Origin of the sequence: Stenotrophomonas sp. TWI1183 (assembly GCF_039673115.1) — a bacterium.
In the GTDB taxonomy this organism is placed as follows: domain Bacteria; phylum Pseudomonadota; class Gammaproteobacteria; order Xanthomonadales; family Xanthomonadaceae; genus Stenotrophomonas; species Stenotrophomonas maltophilia_AA.
The window spans coordinates 70,383-87,400 of the sequence record NZ_JBDJKZ010000008.1 but is presented as its reverse complement, the minus strand read 5'-3'; the positions used below and the strand labels follow the sequence as shown (position 1 = coordinate 87,400).

The following is a 17,018-nucleotide window of genomic DNA, read 5'->3' as shown; positions in this document are numbered from 1 at the left end:
TCGTTGCGACGCGGTGTGCTGTCGGCTCACCGTCACCGTGATGCCCGACGACAACGTGCCCGGCTATCTGCTGGACACCGATGCGCGTGGCGGCACGGTGATGGCACGCAACGAAGAAGGCTGGTGCGCCGCGATCGACCCCTATCACCTGCGCTGCACGATCTACTCGCAGCGACCCGCGATCTGCCGCCAGTTCGACATGGGCGGCGATGATTGCCGCCTCGTGCGGCAGGACTACCGTCGACAACAGCAGGATCTGTCGACGTTTTCTTCCACGCTTCATCCATAGCAGGAGCATCCATGGCTCGTACGCCAAAGACCTCCCCCAAGGCAAGCAACACCGTTCGCGTCGACCGCAAGCAAGGGTCCAATTCCGCCGTCAGCAGCCAGAGCATCGCTGCGGATCTGGCTGCCTTCCGCAAGGGTGGCGGCAAGATCGAAGTGCTGGGCAATACCCTGGCGCTGAAAAAAGCCGGCTGACATTGCTGCCGACCGCACCGGCATCGGCCGGTGCGGTGGCCGCACTCAGCGGCCCAGGCTGACCCGCACGCTCCCGGAATGGGCGTTGATCGAAATATCCCCATCGCCCGAGCCAAGACGCGCATCCAGGCTGCTGCCCGGCCCGTAGCGCGGCTTCTCCACCTGCCCGGCGTCGGACTGGATCCCACCACTGAACGTCTTGACGTTCAACTGCGCCGAGACATTGGCCGGCAGCTTCAGCGCGACCGAACCGCTGACCGTCTGCATCGTCACCTTGCCGCCCGGCGCCATGCCGGTCGCGCTCACATCCAGGCTGCCCGAGACGGTTTCCACCGCCAGCCGCTGGATCCGCCCGGCATTGACGTTGACCCGGCCGGAGACCGATTCGGCCGCCACTTCCCCCGATGCCCCGCCACCGGCCAGCAGCTGGCCGCTGACCGTGCGCGCATCCAGCCGTGCGGTCTGCAGCTGCGAACGGATGCCGCCGCTGACCGTGTTCAACGTGGTCTCGCCACTGCGCCCGGCCGCGGTGATGCTGCCGCTGACACTGTTGGCCTGCAGGCGGCGCACGTCGATATCGGCCACATCGATGTCTGCGCTGACGGTGCCCAGCTGCACTTCCACCGAACGTGGCACGCGCAGCTCCAGGGTCGCCCCGCCATTGCTGCGGCCGCGCGGGTACTCCACTTCCCAGCGCACGCGGTTGCTGCTCTTGTCCTGCTTGAGGGTGAGCCCGTCGGCCAATGAGCCGGTCAGTGCCACGTCACTGCGATCCCAGCCACGGACGGTGACCTTGCCGGCGATGTTGCTGATTTCCACGCGCCCGCCGGCGCCCAGGGGATGGCGCTCGTTGATGCTGGTGGCGGCCTGGGCGACCAGCGGCAGGCACAGGGCGAGCGCGGCGATCAGGGACAGAGGAATACGCATGGGGTTCTCCTTCAGGTGGGCAGGCCGGTGGACAACACCGCCTGCTGGGTCAGTTCCAGCCGCAGCGCATAGGTACGCTGCAGTTGCCCGAGCAGATAGCGCGAGCGCGGATTTTCAGCGATGGCCGCGCGGATGGTGTCCGCACTGGCGTCGAGTTCGTGCAGGGCCGGGCGCCATTCCTCGGTGACCTCGGCATTGGGCAGGGCCGCGATGGCCTGCTGGTACTCGCCGGCCATCGCATCGGCCTGGCGCTGCAGCAGCGACGGTGCCGGCGTATGCGGGACCGGGGTCGGCACCACCATCAGCACCGCCAGCGCGGCCGCCAGGCCGAGCCCGATGCGCAGCGGCCAGCGGCCACGTCGGCGACGCGTCGACAACGTGGGCACGGTCGCCGCCGGGGACGGGGCTGCACTCTGGGCCGGCAGCTGGGCGGCGATGGCCTGCCAGACCCGTGCCGGCGGAACGCGCTCGGCAGGCAAGGCACGCAGGCGTGCAGTCAGTTCGTCGTGTTCGGAATCATGGGGGTTCATGCGGTTTCTCCTAAGCGTGCACGCAGCAGGCCGCGCGCTCGGTGCAGCTGTGCTTTGGAACTGCCAACGGCCATCTGCAGCTGGTCGGCGATTTCCTGGTGTTTCCACCCTTCGATGTCATGCAGGACCAGGACCGCGCGGGCCCGTGGCGGCAGTGTTTCCAGCGCGCGCTCCAGGTCCATCGAGGTGCCCGCGCAGCGGTCCTGGGCGGGCAGCATCGCCAACGACTCCCAGCCTTCCTCACCGGCATCGCGTGCATCGCCGGTGGCGTTGGCGCGCAGTTCCATCAGCGCTGCATTCACGCCCAGGCGGTGCAGCCAGGTGCCCAGGCTGCTTTCGAAACGGAAGCCCGGCAGCGCGCGCCATGCCTGCAGGAAGGCCTCCTGCAGGGCATCCTCGGCGCGGGCCGCATGGCCGCCACACAGGCGCCAGAGCACGGCGTATACCCGTGGCGAATGGCGCCGGTAGATCCGCTCGTACGCCGTGACGTCACCGGCTGCCGCGGCACGCACCAGGGCATGGTCATCGGCAGCATCGGCCTCGGTCGGGGCGCTGGAAGTGGGCATGGTCGTGTCGAGCATATCCGTTGGATGCGGGGGGCATGGAAAAGGTTTAAGCCGCCGCTGGATTTCTTTTTCCGCGCGGTCTTTAAACCTTTCCGGTGGCAGCGGCATCCAATCCCTTGTCACTACCGGCCCCGCCAAGGAGTATCCCCATGCCTTCCAGTTGCCTGGCCCTGCTGCTCTCACTGGCCACCGGCTGCACGCTGCCGTGGAGCCCCTTGCAGATCCGGGTCACGCTGGCGCCCGAGGCGCCGGATGTCTGTGTGCAGTACGCACAGAATGCGCCGCTGTGCGTCTCCACCATGATCGCTGCGTTCGACGTGTACGGCAGGCCCGTGCAGTAAGCGGGCACCACGATGCGCTGATGCGCATCGGCATTACCATGGCGGGATCGGCACTATCGCTGCAAAGGAATTCCGCCCCCATGAAAGACCATCTGCCCGCCTGGACCCACGACTGGCTGCAATACGGCGTCCCTGCCCTGCAGATCCTGGTGACCGTGCTGGTGGCCTGGCTGCTGCGCCTGATCGCCCGTCGGCTGATCCGCCGCCTCGGCGAGCACTACACCCTGCCGCCGGAAATGGTGATGGGCGCGCGCCGCATCAGCAGCTTCGTGATCAACTTCGGTGCGGTGCTGATCGTGCTGAGCATCGTCGGCGCATCGGCCTCGGTGCTGTGGACTGCCTTCACCGGTTTCGCCGCCGTCGGCGCGGTGGCGTTCTTCGCCGCGTGGAGCGTGCTGTCCAACATCTTCTGCACGCTGCTGATCTTCACCACCCGTCCGTTCCGCCTGCACGATTACATCGAGCTGCTGGAAAACGGTGAGAAGCCTGGACTCAAGGGCCGCGTGATCGACATCAATCTGATCTACACCACGTTGCAGGAAACCGGCAGCGGGCATGAAGGCACGGTGCTGCAGATGCCGAACAACATGTTCTTCCAGCGCACGGTACGCCGCTGGCGGGATCCGTCGCAGGCACCCGGCGGGATCCAGGGGGACGGTTGAGGGCGCGTGCCATGCCGGTTGTAGATGCCGACCGTTGGTCGGTATCTACCGAAGCTGGCTGTCCTTGCTGCCGCGCCGGTTGTAGCCGCTGCCCTCCTGCTGGGCGGCGTCTTCTTCTTCCTGGCAGCGCACGCACAGGCGAACGCCGGGGACGGCCTTCCGCCGCGCCTCGGGAATGGGCGCGTCACAGTGCTCGCAGTGGGTCAATCCGGGGCCGTCGCGCAACTGTGCGCGGGCCCGCTGGATGGCCTCATCGACGGTGGCGTCGATCTGATCCTGGACGGCGCCGTCGCCTGCCCAACCTGTCGCCATGATGTGTCTCCCATGCCGGTGTCAGGCCACCAGCATAGACCCGGCCCACGACGTCCAGCCGACGTAGGGCTGAACGCCCGCGGCGCCGGGTGAACGCTTCAGACGGGGCTTACCAGACCAGGTCGTCCGGCACCTGGAACTGGGCGTAGTACGCATCGTCCTCGGCGTTGCCGGTGCTGGGCTCGCTGCCGGGCTGGCTGTTGTCGAGCACGATCACGCTGGCATCGCGCTCGCGGACCTTCTCGGCCGCCGCCCGCGGCAGCAGTTCGAAGCCGTCGCCATGGCGCACGATCACCAGGCTGCCCGAGGCCAGCTGGCGGCGCAGCACGTTGTTGACCAGCAGGGTGCGGATCAGCGTGCCATCGTTGAAGCGGTACTCGCTCTCGCCTTCACGCTTGACCTTGTGCGCCTCGACGATCTGGCGGACCTGGGCCTGCAGTTCCTGGGCGTGGGCCTTGGCTTTGCGCTCGGCTTCCAGCGCGCGATCGCGCTCGGCCTTTTCCGCGCGCAGGCGCTCGGCCTCGCGCTGGCTTTCGCTGGGCGCGGCCGGGGCCTTGCCGTGACGGGCTTTCACCTGTTCACGGGCGGCCTGGGAGACCTGGGATTTCTTGACCAGCCCAGCCTTGAGCAGCTGCTCCTGCAGGGGATTTGCCTTCGCCATACGCCTAGCATCTGTTGTTGCGGGATTCCGGAGGCCATCATACTGGTCTGCCCGTCCCGCCCCAACCGCCCGATGACCGCCCTGAAGTACCTCGCCGGCTATCCCGACGCCCTGCAGCAGCAGGTGCGCGAGCTGATCGCGGGCGACCGGCTGGGGCCGTGGCTGGAGCAGCGCTATGCCGAACTGCATACGGTCCGCAACGACCGCCAGCTCTACGATTACACCCAGGGCCTGAAAGAGCGCTACCTGCGCCAGTCCGCGCCGCTGTCCAAGGTGATCTACGACAGCAGGCTGCAGGTGCTCAAGCACGCGCTGGGCACCCACACCACGGTCTCGCGGGTGCAGGGCAGCCGGCTCAAGGCCAGCCGCGAGATCCGCATCGCCACGGTGTTCCGCGAGGCACCGGCGCCGTTCCTGAAGATGATCGTGGTGCACGAGCTGGCCCATCTGAAGGAATCGGACCACAACAAGGCCTTCTACCAGCTGTGTACCCACATGGAAGCGGACTACCACCAGCTGGAGTTCGATCTGCGCCTGTACCTGACCCACCTGGAACGCACGCCGGCCTGAGCCGCAGCGGCCCTCATCGCGCAGCGCCGGGCCCCAGCCAGTACACTCCCCGCCCGTTTCCCGTTTTATGTTGCCTGCCCCATGACCGACCCGATCCGACTCGACAAACGCCTGACCAGCCTGATCGGCTGCTCCCGTGGCGACGCCCAGCGCTACATCGAGGGCGGCTGGGTGACCGTCAACGGCCAGGTGGTCGAACAGCCGCAGACGATGGTCACCGACGAGGAAATCGTGCTGCGCGAGAACGCCGAGGCGACCCGCACCGAGACCGTAAGCATGCTGCTGCACAAACCGGCCGGCATGCGCTCGGACGAACTGTGCGCCCTGGTGACCCCGGAAAGCCGCAGTGAACTCGACGCCACCGGGGTGACCCTGCTGCAGCGGCATTTCCACGCCCTGCAGCTGGTGATGCCGCTGTCCGACGACGAAAGCGGCCTGGTGGTGGTCAGCCAGGACGGGCGCGTGATCTCGCACCTGAAGGATCGCGGTGCAACGCTGGAGCAGGAATACCTGGTGGAAGTCAGTGGCGAGCTGGCGCCCTATGGCATGAAGCGCCTCGCGCACGGCCTGAGCTTCCGCAGCTGGCCGTTGCCACCGTGCAAGGTGAGCTGGCAGAACGAAACCCGCCTGCGCTTTGCGATCAAGCCGGTGCATCCAGGCCAGCTGCGCGACATGTGCGCCCAGGTCGGGCTGGAGGTCATCAGCATCCGCCGCCTGCGCATCGGCCGCGTGGCGATGGGCAAGCTGGTCCCGGGCCAGTGGCGTTACCTGGCACCGGACGAGCGTTTCTAAACCGCGCCAGCACTCGCCCTGCACGCCCCGGCCGCTTACGATCGGGGCATGACCGAGAAAAAACCGTTCTGGCGCCGGCTGCTGCGCTGGCTGGGGATCGTTGTCGCCCTGCTGATCCTGCTGGTCCTCAGCGGCCTGCTGCTGGCCGATCACCTCACCCCGCAGGCCGTGGGCGAGCGTTCGACGGTGCTGCCCACCCAGGCCGACCAGACCCCGATCGATCGCGAGCTGGTCCGCCTGCAGGCCGAGCACCCCGGCCAGACCGGTGTGGCCTTCCTGTCCGACGGGCTGGACGCGTACGCCGCACGCGCAGTGATCACCCAGCACGCCGGGCGCAGCCTGGACCTGCAGTACTACATCTGGCACGACGACCTCATCGGCCATCTCATGGCCAACGAGCTGTACCGCGCGGCCGAGCGCGGCGTGCGGGTACGCATCCTGCTCGATGACATGAACGCGCAGGACAAGGACGCGCTGATGATGGCGCTCGATGCGCATCCCAACATCGAGATCCGCCTGTACAACCCGTTCCGCAACCGCAGCGGGCTCTGGCGCCTGGTCGAGATGGTGCAGCGCGTTTTCAGCGTCAATCACCGCATGCACAACAAGTCCTGGATCGCCGACGGACGCGTGGCGATCGTCGGCGGCCGCAACATCGGCGAGGAGTATTTCAGCGCACGCCCCGACGTGAACTTCCGCGACCTGGACCTGCTGGTGGCCGGTGCAGCGGTGCAGCAGGCCAACACGATCTTCGACGACTACTGGAACAGCGACACCGCGGTGCCGATCCGCGCCCTGGCGTTCTACACCGAACCGCAGCTGCGCCTGCTGATCCGCGAAAGCGAACACGAAGCGCGGCTGGACAGTGCGAAGCCGTATCTGGCGCGCGTGGCGCGTTCGCAGGCGGAGCGCTCGTATTACCGCGATGCGCTCGACCTGCACTGGACGCCCAACGTGGAGATCGCCTCGGATCCGCCCATGAAGCATCGCCGCGATGACCAGGCCGGCTGGCTGGTGACGCGCCTGGTCCAGGAACTGGAAAGCGCACAGCACAAGGCGCTGTTGATCTCGCCCTACTTCGTGCCCGGCGAGGAAGGCACCGAAGGGCTGGGCGCGATGGTCGCACGTGGTGCCCAGGTCGGGGTGATCACCAACTCACTGGCCGCCAATGACGTGGCCGCCGTGCACAGTGGCTACATGCACTACCGGGCGCCGCTGCTGCGCAGTGGCGTGCAGCTGTACGAACTCAAATCGCGCGGCAACGTCGATGGCGGCGGCCTGTTCGGCAGCAGCGGCGCCAGCCTGCACACCAAGGCCTTCATGGTCGATGACCGGCGGGGCTTCGTGGGCTCGTTCAACCTCGACCCGCGTTCGGCCTATCTCAACACCGAGATGGGCGTGCTGTTCGACGACCCCGTGCTGGCCGGGCAGCTGCGCCAGGAGTACCTGCGCCTGGCCAGCCCGAGCCAGAGCTACTGGGTGGCCTTGGGGCCGGACGGTGACGTCCGCTGGCTGGAACGCGATGCCCAGCCACCGCAGTGGTTGTATACCGAACCGGATACGGGGTTCTGGTTGCGCGCCAGCGCGCGCGCGATCAGCTGGCTGCCGCTGGAATCGCAGCTGTAGCTCAGCCGGCCCCGGCAACCTCGAGCTCGGCCTCTTCACCGTCCAGGGTCTCCACCGCGCGCCCGTGCACGCGCCGCCAGATCCACTGCAGCGCATGCGGCGGCGTACCGTCCAGTTGTTCCAGCAGGGCCAGCGCCTGGACCTGGCCGATCTGGCCGTGCCGGCACAGCAGGCTGGCCGCCGCCGCCGCGCGGGCGAAACGCAGGCTCGCCGCCAGTCCACTGCCGCTCTGGCGGATCAAGGCGTCGTGCACGGCCTTGGGCAGCTCCCATGCCGCCGCGATGCGGCTGGCCACCGGCAGGGTCCAGCTGTCGAGCAGGTCCGCCGCCAGCGCACGCGGCGGCGCGGCCACCGACTGCTGCGCACAGGCATCGAGCAGGTGGCGCATCACCAGCGCCGCCCCCAGGCCCTGGGTCAGGCCCAGCCACTGCGCGGCGAAGCCATCTTCGTGGGTCACCGTGCGGGCGTGGTCGGCGGCCGCGCGCGAGGCCAGCAGCGCGTGCTCCCAGATCACCGCACTGAACTGCGGAAACGCATCGCACTGCAGCTGCATCACCGGCTGCACCAGCACCGCACTGATGATCTGGCGGATGCCATCGGTCCCCACCAGGGTGACCGCGCGCTGCAGCGTCTCCACCGGGCGCGCCTGCACGCGGTAGACCGGGCTGTTGGCGATGCGCAGCAGGTTGCCGGTCAGCACCGGATCCTGGCTGATGATCGCGGCCATCGCACGTGCCGATGCATCGCTGTCGTTGACGGTCTGGATCAGCTGCGGCAGCAGCTGCGGCCGGCGTGGCAGGTGCTTGGCCGACCAGTCACGGGCCAGCAGCGACGCCGTGACGGCATCGCGCAGCTCCACCGTGTGCGGCGTCGCGGCATCGGCGGCATCGCCACTGCGGGGCACCAGCGCGAGCGTGTGCAGCCCGGCCTGCAGCACCGCGACCGGATCGGTGCCCGGCGACAGAGCGGCGGCAGGCACTGCCGTCGCCCCCGCCTGCCCGGTGGCGACACGCGCCCTCGATGGCTGCGCCACGGCACGCCGGTGGCGGACCAGGCCGATCACCCCCAGCAAGGCCAGCACGGCGGCGCCAACCAGCATCACGCCGATCACGCCCATGGCCTTGGACACGCCGGATCCCGCACTTGCGTTGTTGCGACTGCGCCCACGTGATCCTTCCTGCGATGACCGGCCATCCACACCGTTGCCACGGCATCGGCCTGCGCTTCAGCAACTTTAATGGCGGCGCGACGGGAGAGCCCTGACAACACCCTCCGCCGGAATGCACTAGAATGGCGCCGCGCGACCCGTCCGAGACCCGACGACGTCGCTTTTTTTGTTTTACAACCCACCTTTTGCTGGCGCGTTCGCCGCTGTTCGCCACCGTTCGCACCATCGGAGCCACCATGTTATTTGAAACCCTCGAAACCACCGGTCACGAACAAGTGGTGTTCTGCCACAACCGCGACGCCGGTCTGAGGGCGATCATCGCCATCCACAACACCACGCTCGGCCCGGCCCTGGGCGGTGTGCGCATGCGCCCCTACGCCAGCACCGACGAGGCCCTCGCCGACGCGCTGCGGCTAAGCCGCACCATGACCTACAAGAACGCGCTGGCCGGTCTGAACGTGGGCGGCGGCAAGGCGGTGATCATCGGCGACCCGAAGCGCGACAAGTCCGAGGTACTGTTCCGCGCGTTCGGCCGTTACGTGGATTCGCTGGGTGGCCGCTACATCACTGCCGAGGACGTCGGCACCGATGTCAACGACATGGAGAACATCTACCTGGAGAGCGAGTACGTCACCGGCGTACACCAGGTGCATGGCGGCTCCGGCGATCCGGCACCGTTCACCGCGTATGGCGCCCTGCAGGCGCTGATGGCGTCGATGCAGCACAAGCTGGGCCACGAGGAAGTCGGCAAGGCCAGCATCGCGGTCCAGGGCCTGGGCCATATCGGCATGGAACTGGTGAAGCTGCTACGCGACCGCGGCGCCAAGCTGTACGTCAGCGACCTGGACAGCGCGCGCGTTGACCGCGCGGTCACCGAATACGGCGCCGAAGCGGTCAAGCCGGAGGATATCTACGACGTCAACGCGGACATCTTCGCCCCGTGCGCGCTGGAAGGGGCGATCAATCCGGACACGCTGCCGCGCCTGAAGTGCAAGATCGTCTGCGGCACCGCCAACAACCAGCTCTCGAGCCTGGAAGTGGGTGACGAACTGCATGCGCGCGGCATCCTCTACGCACCGGATTACGCGGTCAACGCCGGCGGTGTCATGAACGTCTCGCTGGAAATCGACGGCTACAACCGCGAGCGTGCGATGCGCCTGATCCGCAGCATTTACCACAACCTCGGCCGCATCTTCGCGCTGTCGCAGAGCGAGGGCATCGCTCCGCAGCGCGCCGCCGACCAGATCGCCGAATCGCGCATCCTGTCGATCGGCAAACTGAAGATGCCGCTGGGTCCCAGCACGCCGCGCCGGGGCACCCTGCGCGGTAACTGAGCCGTTGGGCGATACAACGAAGGAGGGCGCGATCATCGATCGCGCCCTCTTTTTTTACACACGTCGCAGTGAGACCGGCCGTCAGAACCCGGCCGAATAGCGCAGCTGCACCTGGCGCAGATCGCCCCGCGGGCCGAAGCGCTGGTCGTAGCCGAACGCCAGGCGGCTGGTGCGGCTCAGCCACGATTCCACCGAGAGCCCGAACAGACCGCCCGAGCGGGCCGGCTGCAACCCGGCCACCGGTGCCCAGGCCTCGACCCCGACGAAGCTGGCGTCCAAGGCCAGGCCGTCGCTGGACAGATGCTGTTGCCACTCGGCGTAGCCGCGCAGCGACCAGCCGCCCCAGCGACGCTCGGCACGCAGACCGGCCAGGGCCTGGCTGCGCGTGCTCACGGCATCGTGCGCGCGCAGGCCAAAGCCCATGCCGCCCGCTTCGCTGAAACCGTCACTGTCCACCCGGGCGTACTCGGCACCCAGGTAAGGCGTCAGCGAGGCGGTGGCGCTGCCGAAGCGGTAGCCCGATTCCACGCTGGCCGCGCTGAAGCTGCCGCCGTAGCGCGCGTTGACGCCGTACTGGCCGGCCCCCAGCAGCAGCTGGCGATCGATCTCACGGGTGAACTGGCCGGCGCCGATCTGGCCCATCGCATACGCACGGCCGGTCCCCCAGCCCGCATAGACCTGCGCCTGCGATTGACGATCGCGGCCGCGGTCACTGCCCCACTCCCGGCTGCCGTAGCTGCGCGTTTCGCCGAACGCGAAACCGAGCATGCCGTGGCTGCCCAGCGCCATGTCCTGGCCCATCATCCAGCCCCGGGTCGCCACCCCGTTGCCGGCGAAGCTGCCCTGCCCCGCCTCGCCCAACGCACTCTGCCAGGCACCGCGCAGGCGCGGTGCGGCCTGCACGTCACCGACCCGTGCCGACAGCGCACGACGGTTCATGTCGATGCTGTCGAAGGTCGCCGCCGTCGCCAGCGCATGCGCCTTGCCGGACAGGCTGTCCAGGCTTGCCTGCAAGGCGCTGGCCCCATCGACCTGCTGCAGCTGGCCGGCCGCGTCCGCGAACCCGTCCAGCGCCGCCCCGTTGCCATCGAGCACCTCGAACGCGGATTCCACGCGCGCCGCCGACGCCAGCGCGGTTCCACCGAGGCCGGCCTGCAGGCTCGCGCTGGTCACGTTGATGCGGTCGGTGACCAGGGTGACGTCGTTGTTCGCATGCAGCAGGCTGGCCTGGAGCAGGGTGCCGGGCGCCAGCCCGTTGGTGACGCTGGCGAAGGTGCCGGTCACCCCACCATCGGCATGCAGCAGCGGCTGCGTGCGTCCGTCCTGGGGCACGTAGCCGCTGATGATGCTGTCCACGCGCACCGTGCCGGCCAGCGTGGCGCTACCGTTCACCAGGAGCGGGTTGGCGCCCAGTGCGACCACCAGTTGCGCGCTGGCACGCTGGATGTAGTTGCCTTCGATGACCGCATCGATGTTGTCGCTGCGCAGGATCACGCTGGCGCCGTTGTCCACGTTGCCGCTGACCCGCGTGGTGCCGTTCATGAACTGCAGCGCCGCGGCATTGGGATTGCCGGCCTGCGGCGCGATGAGCACGTTGGACCGCAGCGACGCACCGCCGCGCAGCGCGAGGGTGCCGCGCTCGATGATGGTGTCACCGGTGTAGGTATTGGCGCCGGCCAGGGTCAACGCACCCGCACCCTGCTTGGTCAGGCCGCCGTTGCCGCTGATGTCGTTGCTCCACACCGAATCCAGCCCCAGCGTGGCGACGTTGACCGTCACATCGCCCCAGTCCAGCCTGGCCGGACCATTGATCGCCTTGGCGATGTTGAGCAGGCCGTAGCCGAACGTCCGGTCCACGCCGGCCGCGCCGAGATCGGTCGCGGTGCCCAGCAGCGTCTGGCGCACCAGGTCGTTGGTGAAATACGGATACTTCTGCCACACCAGGGCCGCCGCGCCGGAGACCAGCGGCGCCGCATAGGACGTGCCCGAGCCATAGTAGTACTCCGGCGTGCCGCCCTTGTTGGCCGGATCGACATAGGCCACCGTGCCCGGTGCGGCGAGGCAATACTGCGCCGCGACGCCGCAGGCGTTGGCATACGAAGCCAGCTTGCCCGGGTCTGCGGTATCGACCGCGGTCACGCTCAGCCAGCCGCGTTCCAGATCCGCCGCGGGCAGGCTGCCGCCCGGCCCAACCTGGCTGGGCAGCGCAGCCATGCTGGAGGGATTGGGCTTGCTCTCGTTGCCGGTGGCGAACACCACCAGGCCGCCGTTGCTGATGATGAAGGGCCGGTATTCCTGGGCGATCGGCGCGGTGGCCGACGGGTTGGTCCAGTACAGGCCGCCCCACGAGTTGTTCATGATCTTGACGCCGGCCGCGATCAGGTCCTGATGCACGCCGTCCAGGCCGATCGCACCGTTCACTTCGTTGCCACTGCCCGAGCCGTCATCGACGGGGCGCTTGTCGGCGATGATCCGCGCCGAGACGATCTGGGCTTCGCTGGCCACGCCGCCCGGCCAGCTGCCTACCCTGCGACCGGCGGCCAGTTCGGCGACGACGGTGCCGTGGCCGACCACGTCGTCCACATTGACGTTGTTCACGCGCGGATCGACGTAGGTGTAGTTCGCCAGCACCCGCCCGCTGAGCGCGGGATGCTCACGGTTCACGCCCGAATCGACGATGCCGATGCGCACGCCGGCACCGGTCCAGCCGGCGGACTGCGCCGGCCCCGCCTGGACGATGGCCAGGTGCGCGTCGATCGCCGGCTGCGGCGTCGGCGCCGTCGGCGGTGGTGGAGAAGGTGGCGTGGTGGGGGGCGGCGACGGGGGCTGGGTCGGAGGCGGCGACGGCTCCAGATCCCCGCGGACATTGCTGCCTCCGCCTCCGCAGGCACTCAGTGCCAACGCCAATGCCGCGGCCAAGGCCGACCTGCCGATCACAACCTGCTTCATCCCTGCTCCCCTTGTGAATGGACCTTCCCCACCTGCCTGCCTCCCGGGCAGACACCGGCAGTCAATGCCGACCCTCTATACTGGACCGACCCCCACGCAGTCTGCCGGGAAATGCGTCGGCTTCCAACGCCCGCGTTCCCATTCCGCTCTTCGCTCACGCACCAAAGAGATTGCACATGTCCAACATCGTCATCGCCGCCGCCAAGCGCACCGCCATCGGCTCCTTCCTGGGCCAGTTCAACGGCGTGCCATCCCCGACCCTGGGGGCCACCGTGATCGCAGCGGCCCTGGAGCAGTCCGGAGTACCGGCTGCGGACGTTTCCGAAGTGATCATGGGCTGCGTGCTGCCGGCCAACCTCGGCCAGGCGCCGGCCCGCCAGGCCGCGATCGCCGCCGGGATTCCGGTCTCCACCGGCGCCACCACCCTCAACAAGGTGTGCGGCTCGGGCATGAAAGCCATCATGCTGGGGCATGACCTGATCAAGGCCGGCTCGGCCAGCATCGTGGTCGCCGGCGGCATGGAGTCGATGTCCAACGCCCCGCACATGATCCCCAACTCGCGCACCGGCAACCGCTTCGGCAACTTCCAGGTGATCGACCACATGGCGCACGACGGCCTGGTCAATGCCTACGACGGCAAGGCCATGGGCGAGTTCGCCGAATGCACGGTGGAGAAGTACCAGGTCAGCCGCGAGGACCAGGATGCCTTCGCCATCGAATCGGTCCGCCGCGCGCAGGCCGCGCAGGCCAATGGCGCCTTCGACGGAGAAATCGTGCCGGTGAAGGTCAGCACCCGCAAGGGTGAGGTCGAGTACGCACAGGACGAACAGCCGAGCCGCTCGGACATCGCCAAGATCCCGACCCTGCGCCCGGCGTTCAAGAAGGACGGCACGGTCACCGCCGCCAGCTCCTCGAGCATCTCCGACGGCGCCGCCGCGGTCGTGCTGCTCACCGAGGAAGACGCCGCCGCCCGCGGCCTGAAGCCGCTGGCCCGCATCGTCGGCCACGCCACCCATTCGCAGGCGCCGGAGTGGTTCACCACCGCGCCGATCGGTGCGATCCACAAGCTTCTGGAAAAGACCGGCTGGACGCTGGACCAGGTGGACCTGTTCGAGATCAACGAAGCCTTCGCCGTGGTCGCGATGGCGCCGATCCGCGAGCTGGGCATTCCGCATGACAAGGTCAACGTCAATGGCGGTGCCTGCGCATTGGGTCATCCCATCGGTGCGTCGGGTGCACGCTTGGTGGTCACGCTGGTGAACGCGTTGCGCAAGCGCGACGCCAAGCGCGGAATTGCTACCCTGTGCATTGGCGGCGGCGAAGCAACCGCCATCGCTATCGAATTGATTTGATTTGGTTTAACGCGCATTTCTCAAAACTGAATGCGCGATCGCTTGACAGCCAATCGTGGCTTGTCATCATGTTGCCGGGCGCGCAATAGCGCGTTGCCTAATCTAACGACGAGGATTCACAACAATGAGCATCAACAAGCTGCTGATCGCAATGGCCCTGGGCCTGGCTCTGACCGCCTGCTCGAAGCAGGAGCAGGCTGCTGACGCCGCCGCTTCGGCCAACGAAGCCGCCGCTGACGCCCAGGCCGCTGCTGACCAGGCCGCTGCTGCTGGCGCCCCGGCTGCTGACGCTGCCCAGGCTGCTGCTGACACCGCCACCACCGCTGCTGACGCTTCGGCTGATGCCGCTGCCCAGGCTGCTGGCGCTGCCACCGACGCTGCTGCTGAGCAGGCGAAGGACGCTGCCAAGACTGCGGAAAACACCGCTGAGCAGGCCAAGGACGCTGCTGAAGAAGCCAAGAAGTAATCACTTCTTTCTTCAAGCAAGTCTGAAGAAGCCGCTGGTTCGCCAGCGGCTTTTTCTTTGGGTGTTCTTTGCCGCGCTGCCGCGCGCACCGCGTCTTCACAGGCGCATGAATAGGCTGGCCTCCCATCCATCGCCGTTCTGGAGCGCCACATGAAGATCCGTCCGCTGACCACCTCCCTGCTGGCCGCTTCCCTGCTGCTCGGCCTGGCCGCGTGCAAGGGCCCGGAGGCCGAACAGGCCCGCCGTGACGCCGCACAGGCCGCCGACAGCACCAATGCCGCCGCGCGCGAAGCCGTCGACAAGGCTGCTGCGGCCACCCGCAGTGCTGCCGATGATGCCGCGGCCGCCTCCGAGCGCGCTGCCGCCGATACCCAGCAGGCACTCGACCGCGCTGCTGCGGCCACCTCCGAGGCTGCCGGCGAAGCCAAGGTCGCCGCCAAGGATGCGGCTGCCCACGCCAGCGAGTCCACCGCCGATGCCGCGCAGAAGGTCGCCGACAAGGCGCGCGACGTCGCGGACGATGCCAACAAGAACGCCAACGAAGCCAAGCGCTGAGTCCGGCCGCCCCTTCAAGGGCATCACGTGGGTCACGACGCCCCCTCCCTTGGAGGGGGCGTCTGCGTCAGGGCAGTGCGCGGCCCAGCACGGCCGCGACATCGATATCCGCCGGCAGCGTGCCGAAGGCCATCCCGTGCTCGGCCCCGAGCCGTGAACGGATGAAGGCGGATGTGTTCGGACTCTGCGCCCGCAGCAGGACCGCGGCCTGCAGCAGCAGCGCCAGGCGTTCGGTGATACGGCGGGCCTGTGCCTGCTCCGGCGTGGCCGCGAGCTGGACGCGCAACGCCCGCAGTGAGGCGTCGTAGATCGCATCGGCACCGGCCACCGCATTCAATTCCGCATCCAGCGCGTGCAGCACCTGCGGCTCGCGTGACAAGGCACGCAGTACGTCCAGACACTGGATGTTTCCGCTGCCTTCCCAGATCGAATTCAACGGCGCCTGCCGGTACAGCCGCGGCAGCATCGACTCCTCCACATAGCCCGCGCCGCCGAGGCACTCCTGCGCTTCATTGACGAACACGGCCGCGCGCTTGCACACCCAGTACTTGCCCACGGCCGTGGCGATGCGCGCGAACGCGGCCTGCTGCGGATCGGCCGCGGACTGGTCCACCGCGCGTGCCACACGCATGGCGAACACCGTGGCCGCTTCGGATTCGATCGCCAGATCGGCCAGAACGTTGGCCATCAGCGGGTGCTCGCTCAGCCGCGTGCCGAAGCTGCTGCGGTGCCGTGTGTGGTGCAGCGCCTGGGCCAGGGCCATGCGCATCTCGGCGGCGGCACCGAGCATGCAGTCCAGCCGCGTCATCATGACCATGCCGATGATGGTGGCCACCCCCCGCCCTTCCTCGCCGACACGCTGCGCCCAGGCACCGCACAGCTCCACCTCGCTGGAGGCGTTGGACCAGTCGCCAAGCTTGTCTTTCAAGCGCATCAGCCGGAACGCGTTGCGGTTGCCATCGGGCAGGCGTCGCGGCATCAGGAAGCAACTCAGGCCCACCGACGCCTGCGCCAGCACCAGGAAGCCATCGGACATCGGGGCGGAGAAGAACCACTTGTGGCCGACCAGCGCATAGCTGCCATCGGCCTGGGGCTCGGCCCGCGTGGTGTTGCTGCGCACGTCCGAGCCGCCCTGCTTCTCGGTCATGCCCATGCCCAGGGTGATCCCGGCCTTGTCCGCGATCGGCACGTCACGCGGGTCGTAATGCGGGGCCGCCGCCTTGTCCGCCCAGGCGGCGAGCGACGGATCCTGGCGCAGCACGGCGACGGCGGCGTGGGTCATCGTCAGCGGACAACTGGTCCCCGCCTCGGCCTGGTGATGCAGGTAACTCAATGCCGCGCGCGCGACATGCGCACCCGGCCGCCCGTCGTGCCAGGACAGCCCGGCCACGCCATGCGTCTTCGCCGTCGTCATCAGCTGGTGGTACGCCGGATGGAACTCGACCGTATCGATGCGATGGCCCTGCGCATCGTGGGTGCGCAGCCGCGGCCGATCGCGATTGGCGTCGAAGCCGATCCGGTACAGCTCATCGCCGGCGAGGCCGCCATAGCGCGCCAGCTGGCCCGCGAACGCGGCGCCTCCTTCGCGCTGCACTGCCTCGGCCAGTGCGACGTCGTCGGCCCACAGATTGCGCCCCCCGAAAGGTGGCGGCTGGTTGCTCACCTCGTGCGTTTCGAACGCGGGCAGTGCTGACGTCATCACGGCAAGCTCCTTGCAGACAGATGCA

Annotated in this window: 19 protein-coding genes; 11 read left to right on the top strand and 8 right to left on the bottom strand. The window is 68.2% G+C overall.

Annotated elements, in window-relative coordinates; all coding sequences use genetic code 11:
• Positions 1 to 40 precede the first annotated feature (40 nt).
• A complete protein-coding gene (locus ABE434_RS09950) occupies positions 41 to 289 on the top strand; it encodes a YkgJ family cysteine cluster protein (protein WP_019183414.1) in 249 nt (82 codons plus the stop codon).
• Between the two features lie 11 nt (positions 290 to 300).
• Positions 301 to 480, top strand: coding sequence for a hypothetical protein (locus ABE434_RS09945; protein ID WP_019183415.1), 180 nt, complete (start codon positions 301 to 303; stop codon positions 478 to 480).
• 45 nt (positions 481 to 525) lie between these two features.
• Here the strand turns inward: ABE434_RS09945 and ABE434_RS09940 are convergent, their stop codons facing one another.
• From ABE434_RS09940 to ABE434_RS09930, 3 genes are read right to left on the bottom strand one after another with little or no spacing between them, the layout of a single operon-like run.
• Positions 526 to 1,407, bottom strand: a complete 882-nt coding sequence (locus tag ABE434_RS09940) for a DUF4097 family beta strand repeat-containing protein (protein WP_346478703.1) — start codon at positions 1,405 to 1,407, stop codon at positions 526 to 528.
• A gap of 11 nt (positions 1,408 to 1,418) precedes the next feature.
• A complete protein-coding gene (locus ABE434_RS09935; protein WP_346478702.1) occupies positions 1,419 to 1,937 on the bottom strand; it encodes a hypothetical protein in 519 nt (172 codons plus the stop codon).
• On the bottom strand, positions 1,934 to 2,518 hold the full coding sequence (locus ABE434_RS09930; protein ID WP_346478701.1) for a sigma-70 family RNA polymerase sigma factor: 585 nt from the start codon (positions 2,516 to 2,518) through the stop codon (positions 1,934 to 1,936). The genes ABE434_RS09935 and ABE434_RS09930 overlap by 4 nt, the downstream gene beginning before the upstream one ends.
• A gap of 134 nt (positions 2,519 to 2,652) precedes the next feature.
• Between ABE434_RS09930 and ABE434_RS09925 the strand changes: the two genes are divergently transcribed.
• Together ABE434_RS09925 and ABE434_RS09920 are read left to right on the top strand one after the other, a co-directional pair.
• Complete coding sequence (locus tag ABE434_RS09925) at positions 2,653 to 2,844, top strand: hypothetical protein (protein WP_346478700.1); 192 nt, start codon at positions 2,653 to 2,655, stop codon at positions 2,842 to 2,844.
• Positions 2,845 to 2,924: 80 nt separating this feature from the next.
• The gene (locus ABE434_RS09920) at positions 2,925 to 3,506 is read left to right on the top strand and encodes a mechanosensitive ion channel family protein (protein WP_346478699.1); all 582 of its coding nucleotides are present in this window, start codon (positions 2,925 to 2,927) and stop codon (positions 3,504 to 3,506) included.
• 45 nt (positions 3,507 to 3,551) lie between these two features.
• On the opposite strand, the gene ABE434_RS09915 is transcribed toward ABE434_RS09920, so the two are convergent.
• Together ABE434_RS09915 and ABE434_RS09910 are read right to left on the bottom strand one after the other, a co-directional pair.
• Positions 3,552 to 3,818 carry a DksA/TraR family C4-type zinc finger protein gene (locus ABE434_RS09915; RefSeq protein WP_121038682.1) on the bottom strand — a complete coding sequence of 89 codons (267 nt, stop codon included), beginning with the start codon at positions 3,816 to 3,818 and terminating at the stop codon, positions 3,552 to 3,554.
• Between the two features lie 109 nt (positions 3,819 to 3,927).
• The gene (locus ABE434_RS09910) at positions 3,928 to 4,479 is read right to left on the bottom strand and encodes a DUF2058 domain-containing protein (protein WP_313211375.1); all 552 of its coding nucleotides are present in this window, start codon (positions 4,477 to 4,479) and stop codon (positions 3,928 to 3,930) included.
• 72 nt (positions 4,480 to 4,551) lie between these two features.
• Between ABE434_RS09910 and ABE434_RS09905 the strand changes: the two genes are divergently transcribed.
• The 3 genes from ABE434_RS09905 (at position 4,552) to ABE434_RS09895 (ending at position 7,467) form a co-directional block, all read left to right on the top strand.
• Positions 4,552 to 5,049 carry a M48 family metallopeptidase gene (locus ABE434_RS09905; RefSeq protein WP_313211374.1) on the top strand — a complete coding sequence of 166 codons (498 nt, stop codon included), beginning with the start codon at positions 4,552 to 4,554 and terminating at the stop codon, positions 5,047 to 5,049.
• Positions 5,050 to 5,130: 81 nt separating this feature from the next.
• On the top strand, positions 5,131 to 5,841 hold the full coding sequence (locus ABE434_RS09900; RefSeq protein WP_346471805.1) for an rRNA pseudouridine synthase: 711 nt from the start codon (positions 5,131 to 5,133) through the stop codon (positions 5,839 to 5,841).
• 48 nt (positions 5,842 to 5,889) lie between these two features.
• The gene (locus ABE434_RS09895) at positions 5,890 to 7,467 is read left to right on the top strand and encodes a phospholipase D family protein (protein WP_346478698.1); all 1,578 of its coding nucleotides are present in this window, start codon (positions 5,890 to 5,892) and stop codon (positions 7,465 to 7,467) included.
• A gap of 1 nt (position 7,468) precedes the next feature.
• On the opposite strand, the gene ABE434_RS09890 is transcribed toward ABE434_RS09895, so the two are convergent.
• A complete protein-coding gene (locus ABE434_RS09890) occupies positions 7,469 to 8,584 on the bottom strand; it encodes an HDOD domain-containing protein (RefSeq protein ID WP_346478753.1) in 1,116 nt (371 codons plus the stop codon).
• Between the two features lie 287 nt (positions 8,585 to 8,871).
• Between ABE434_RS09890 and ABE434_RS09885 the strand changes: the two genes are divergently transcribed.
• The gene (locus ABE434_RS09885; RefSeq protein ID WP_346478697.1) at positions 8,872 to 9,969 is read left to right on the top strand and encodes a Glu/Leu/Phe/Val dehydrogenase dimerization domain-containing protein; all 1,098 of its coding nucleotides are present in this window, start codon (positions 8,872 to 8,874) and stop codon (positions 9,967 to 9,969) included.
• 81 nt (positions 9,970 to 10,050) lie between these two features.
• Here the strand turns inward: ABE434_RS09885 and ABE434_RS09880 are convergent, their stop codons facing one another.
• The gene (locus tag ABE434_RS09880; RefSeq protein ID WP_346478696.1) at positions 10,051 to 12,918 is read right to left on the bottom strand and encodes a S8 family serine peptidase; all 2,868 of its coding nucleotides are present in this window, start codon (positions 12,916 to 12,918) and stop codon (positions 10,051 to 10,053) included.
• A gap of 176 nt (positions 12,919 to 13,094) precedes the next feature.
• Between ABE434_RS09880 and ABE434_RS09875 the strand changes: the two genes are divergently transcribed.
• The 3 genes from ABE434_RS09875 to ABE434_RS09865 all read left to right on the top strand — a co-directional run bounded on the left by ABE434_RS09875 (position 13,095) and on the right by ABE434_RS09865 (position 15,291).
• The gene (locus ABE434_RS09875; protein ID WP_346478695.1) at positions 13,095 to 14,270 is read left to right on the top strand and encodes a thiolase family protein; all 1,176 of its coding nucleotides are present in this window, start codon (positions 13,095 to 13,097) and stop codon (positions 14,268 to 14,270) included.
• 124 nt (positions 14,271 to 14,394) lie between these two features.
• Entirely contained in the window at positions 14,395 to 14,736 is a 342-nt protein-coding gene (locus ABE434_RS09870) for a hypothetical protein (protein ID WP_019183430.1), read from the top strand.
• A 150-nt stretch (positions 14,737 to 14,886) separates the two neighbouring features.
• Positions 14,887 to 15,291, top strand: coding sequence for a hypothetical protein (locus ABE434_RS09865; RefSeq protein ID WP_176989207.1), 405 nt, complete (start codon positions 14,887 to 14,889; stop codon positions 15,289 to 15,291).
• Positions 15,292 to 15,358: 67 nt separating this feature from the next.
• Here the strand turns inward: ABE434_RS09865 and ABE434_RS09860 are convergent, their stop codons facing one another.
• Positions 15,359 to 16,990: an isovaleryl-CoA dehydrogenase gene (locus tag ABE434_RS09860; RefSeq protein WP_346478694.1), complete on the bottom strand. Its 1,632-nt coding sequence runs from the start codon at positions 16,988 to 16,990 to the stop codon at positions 15,359 to 15,361.
• Between the last annotated feature and the right edge of the window lie 28 nt (positions 16,991 to 17,018).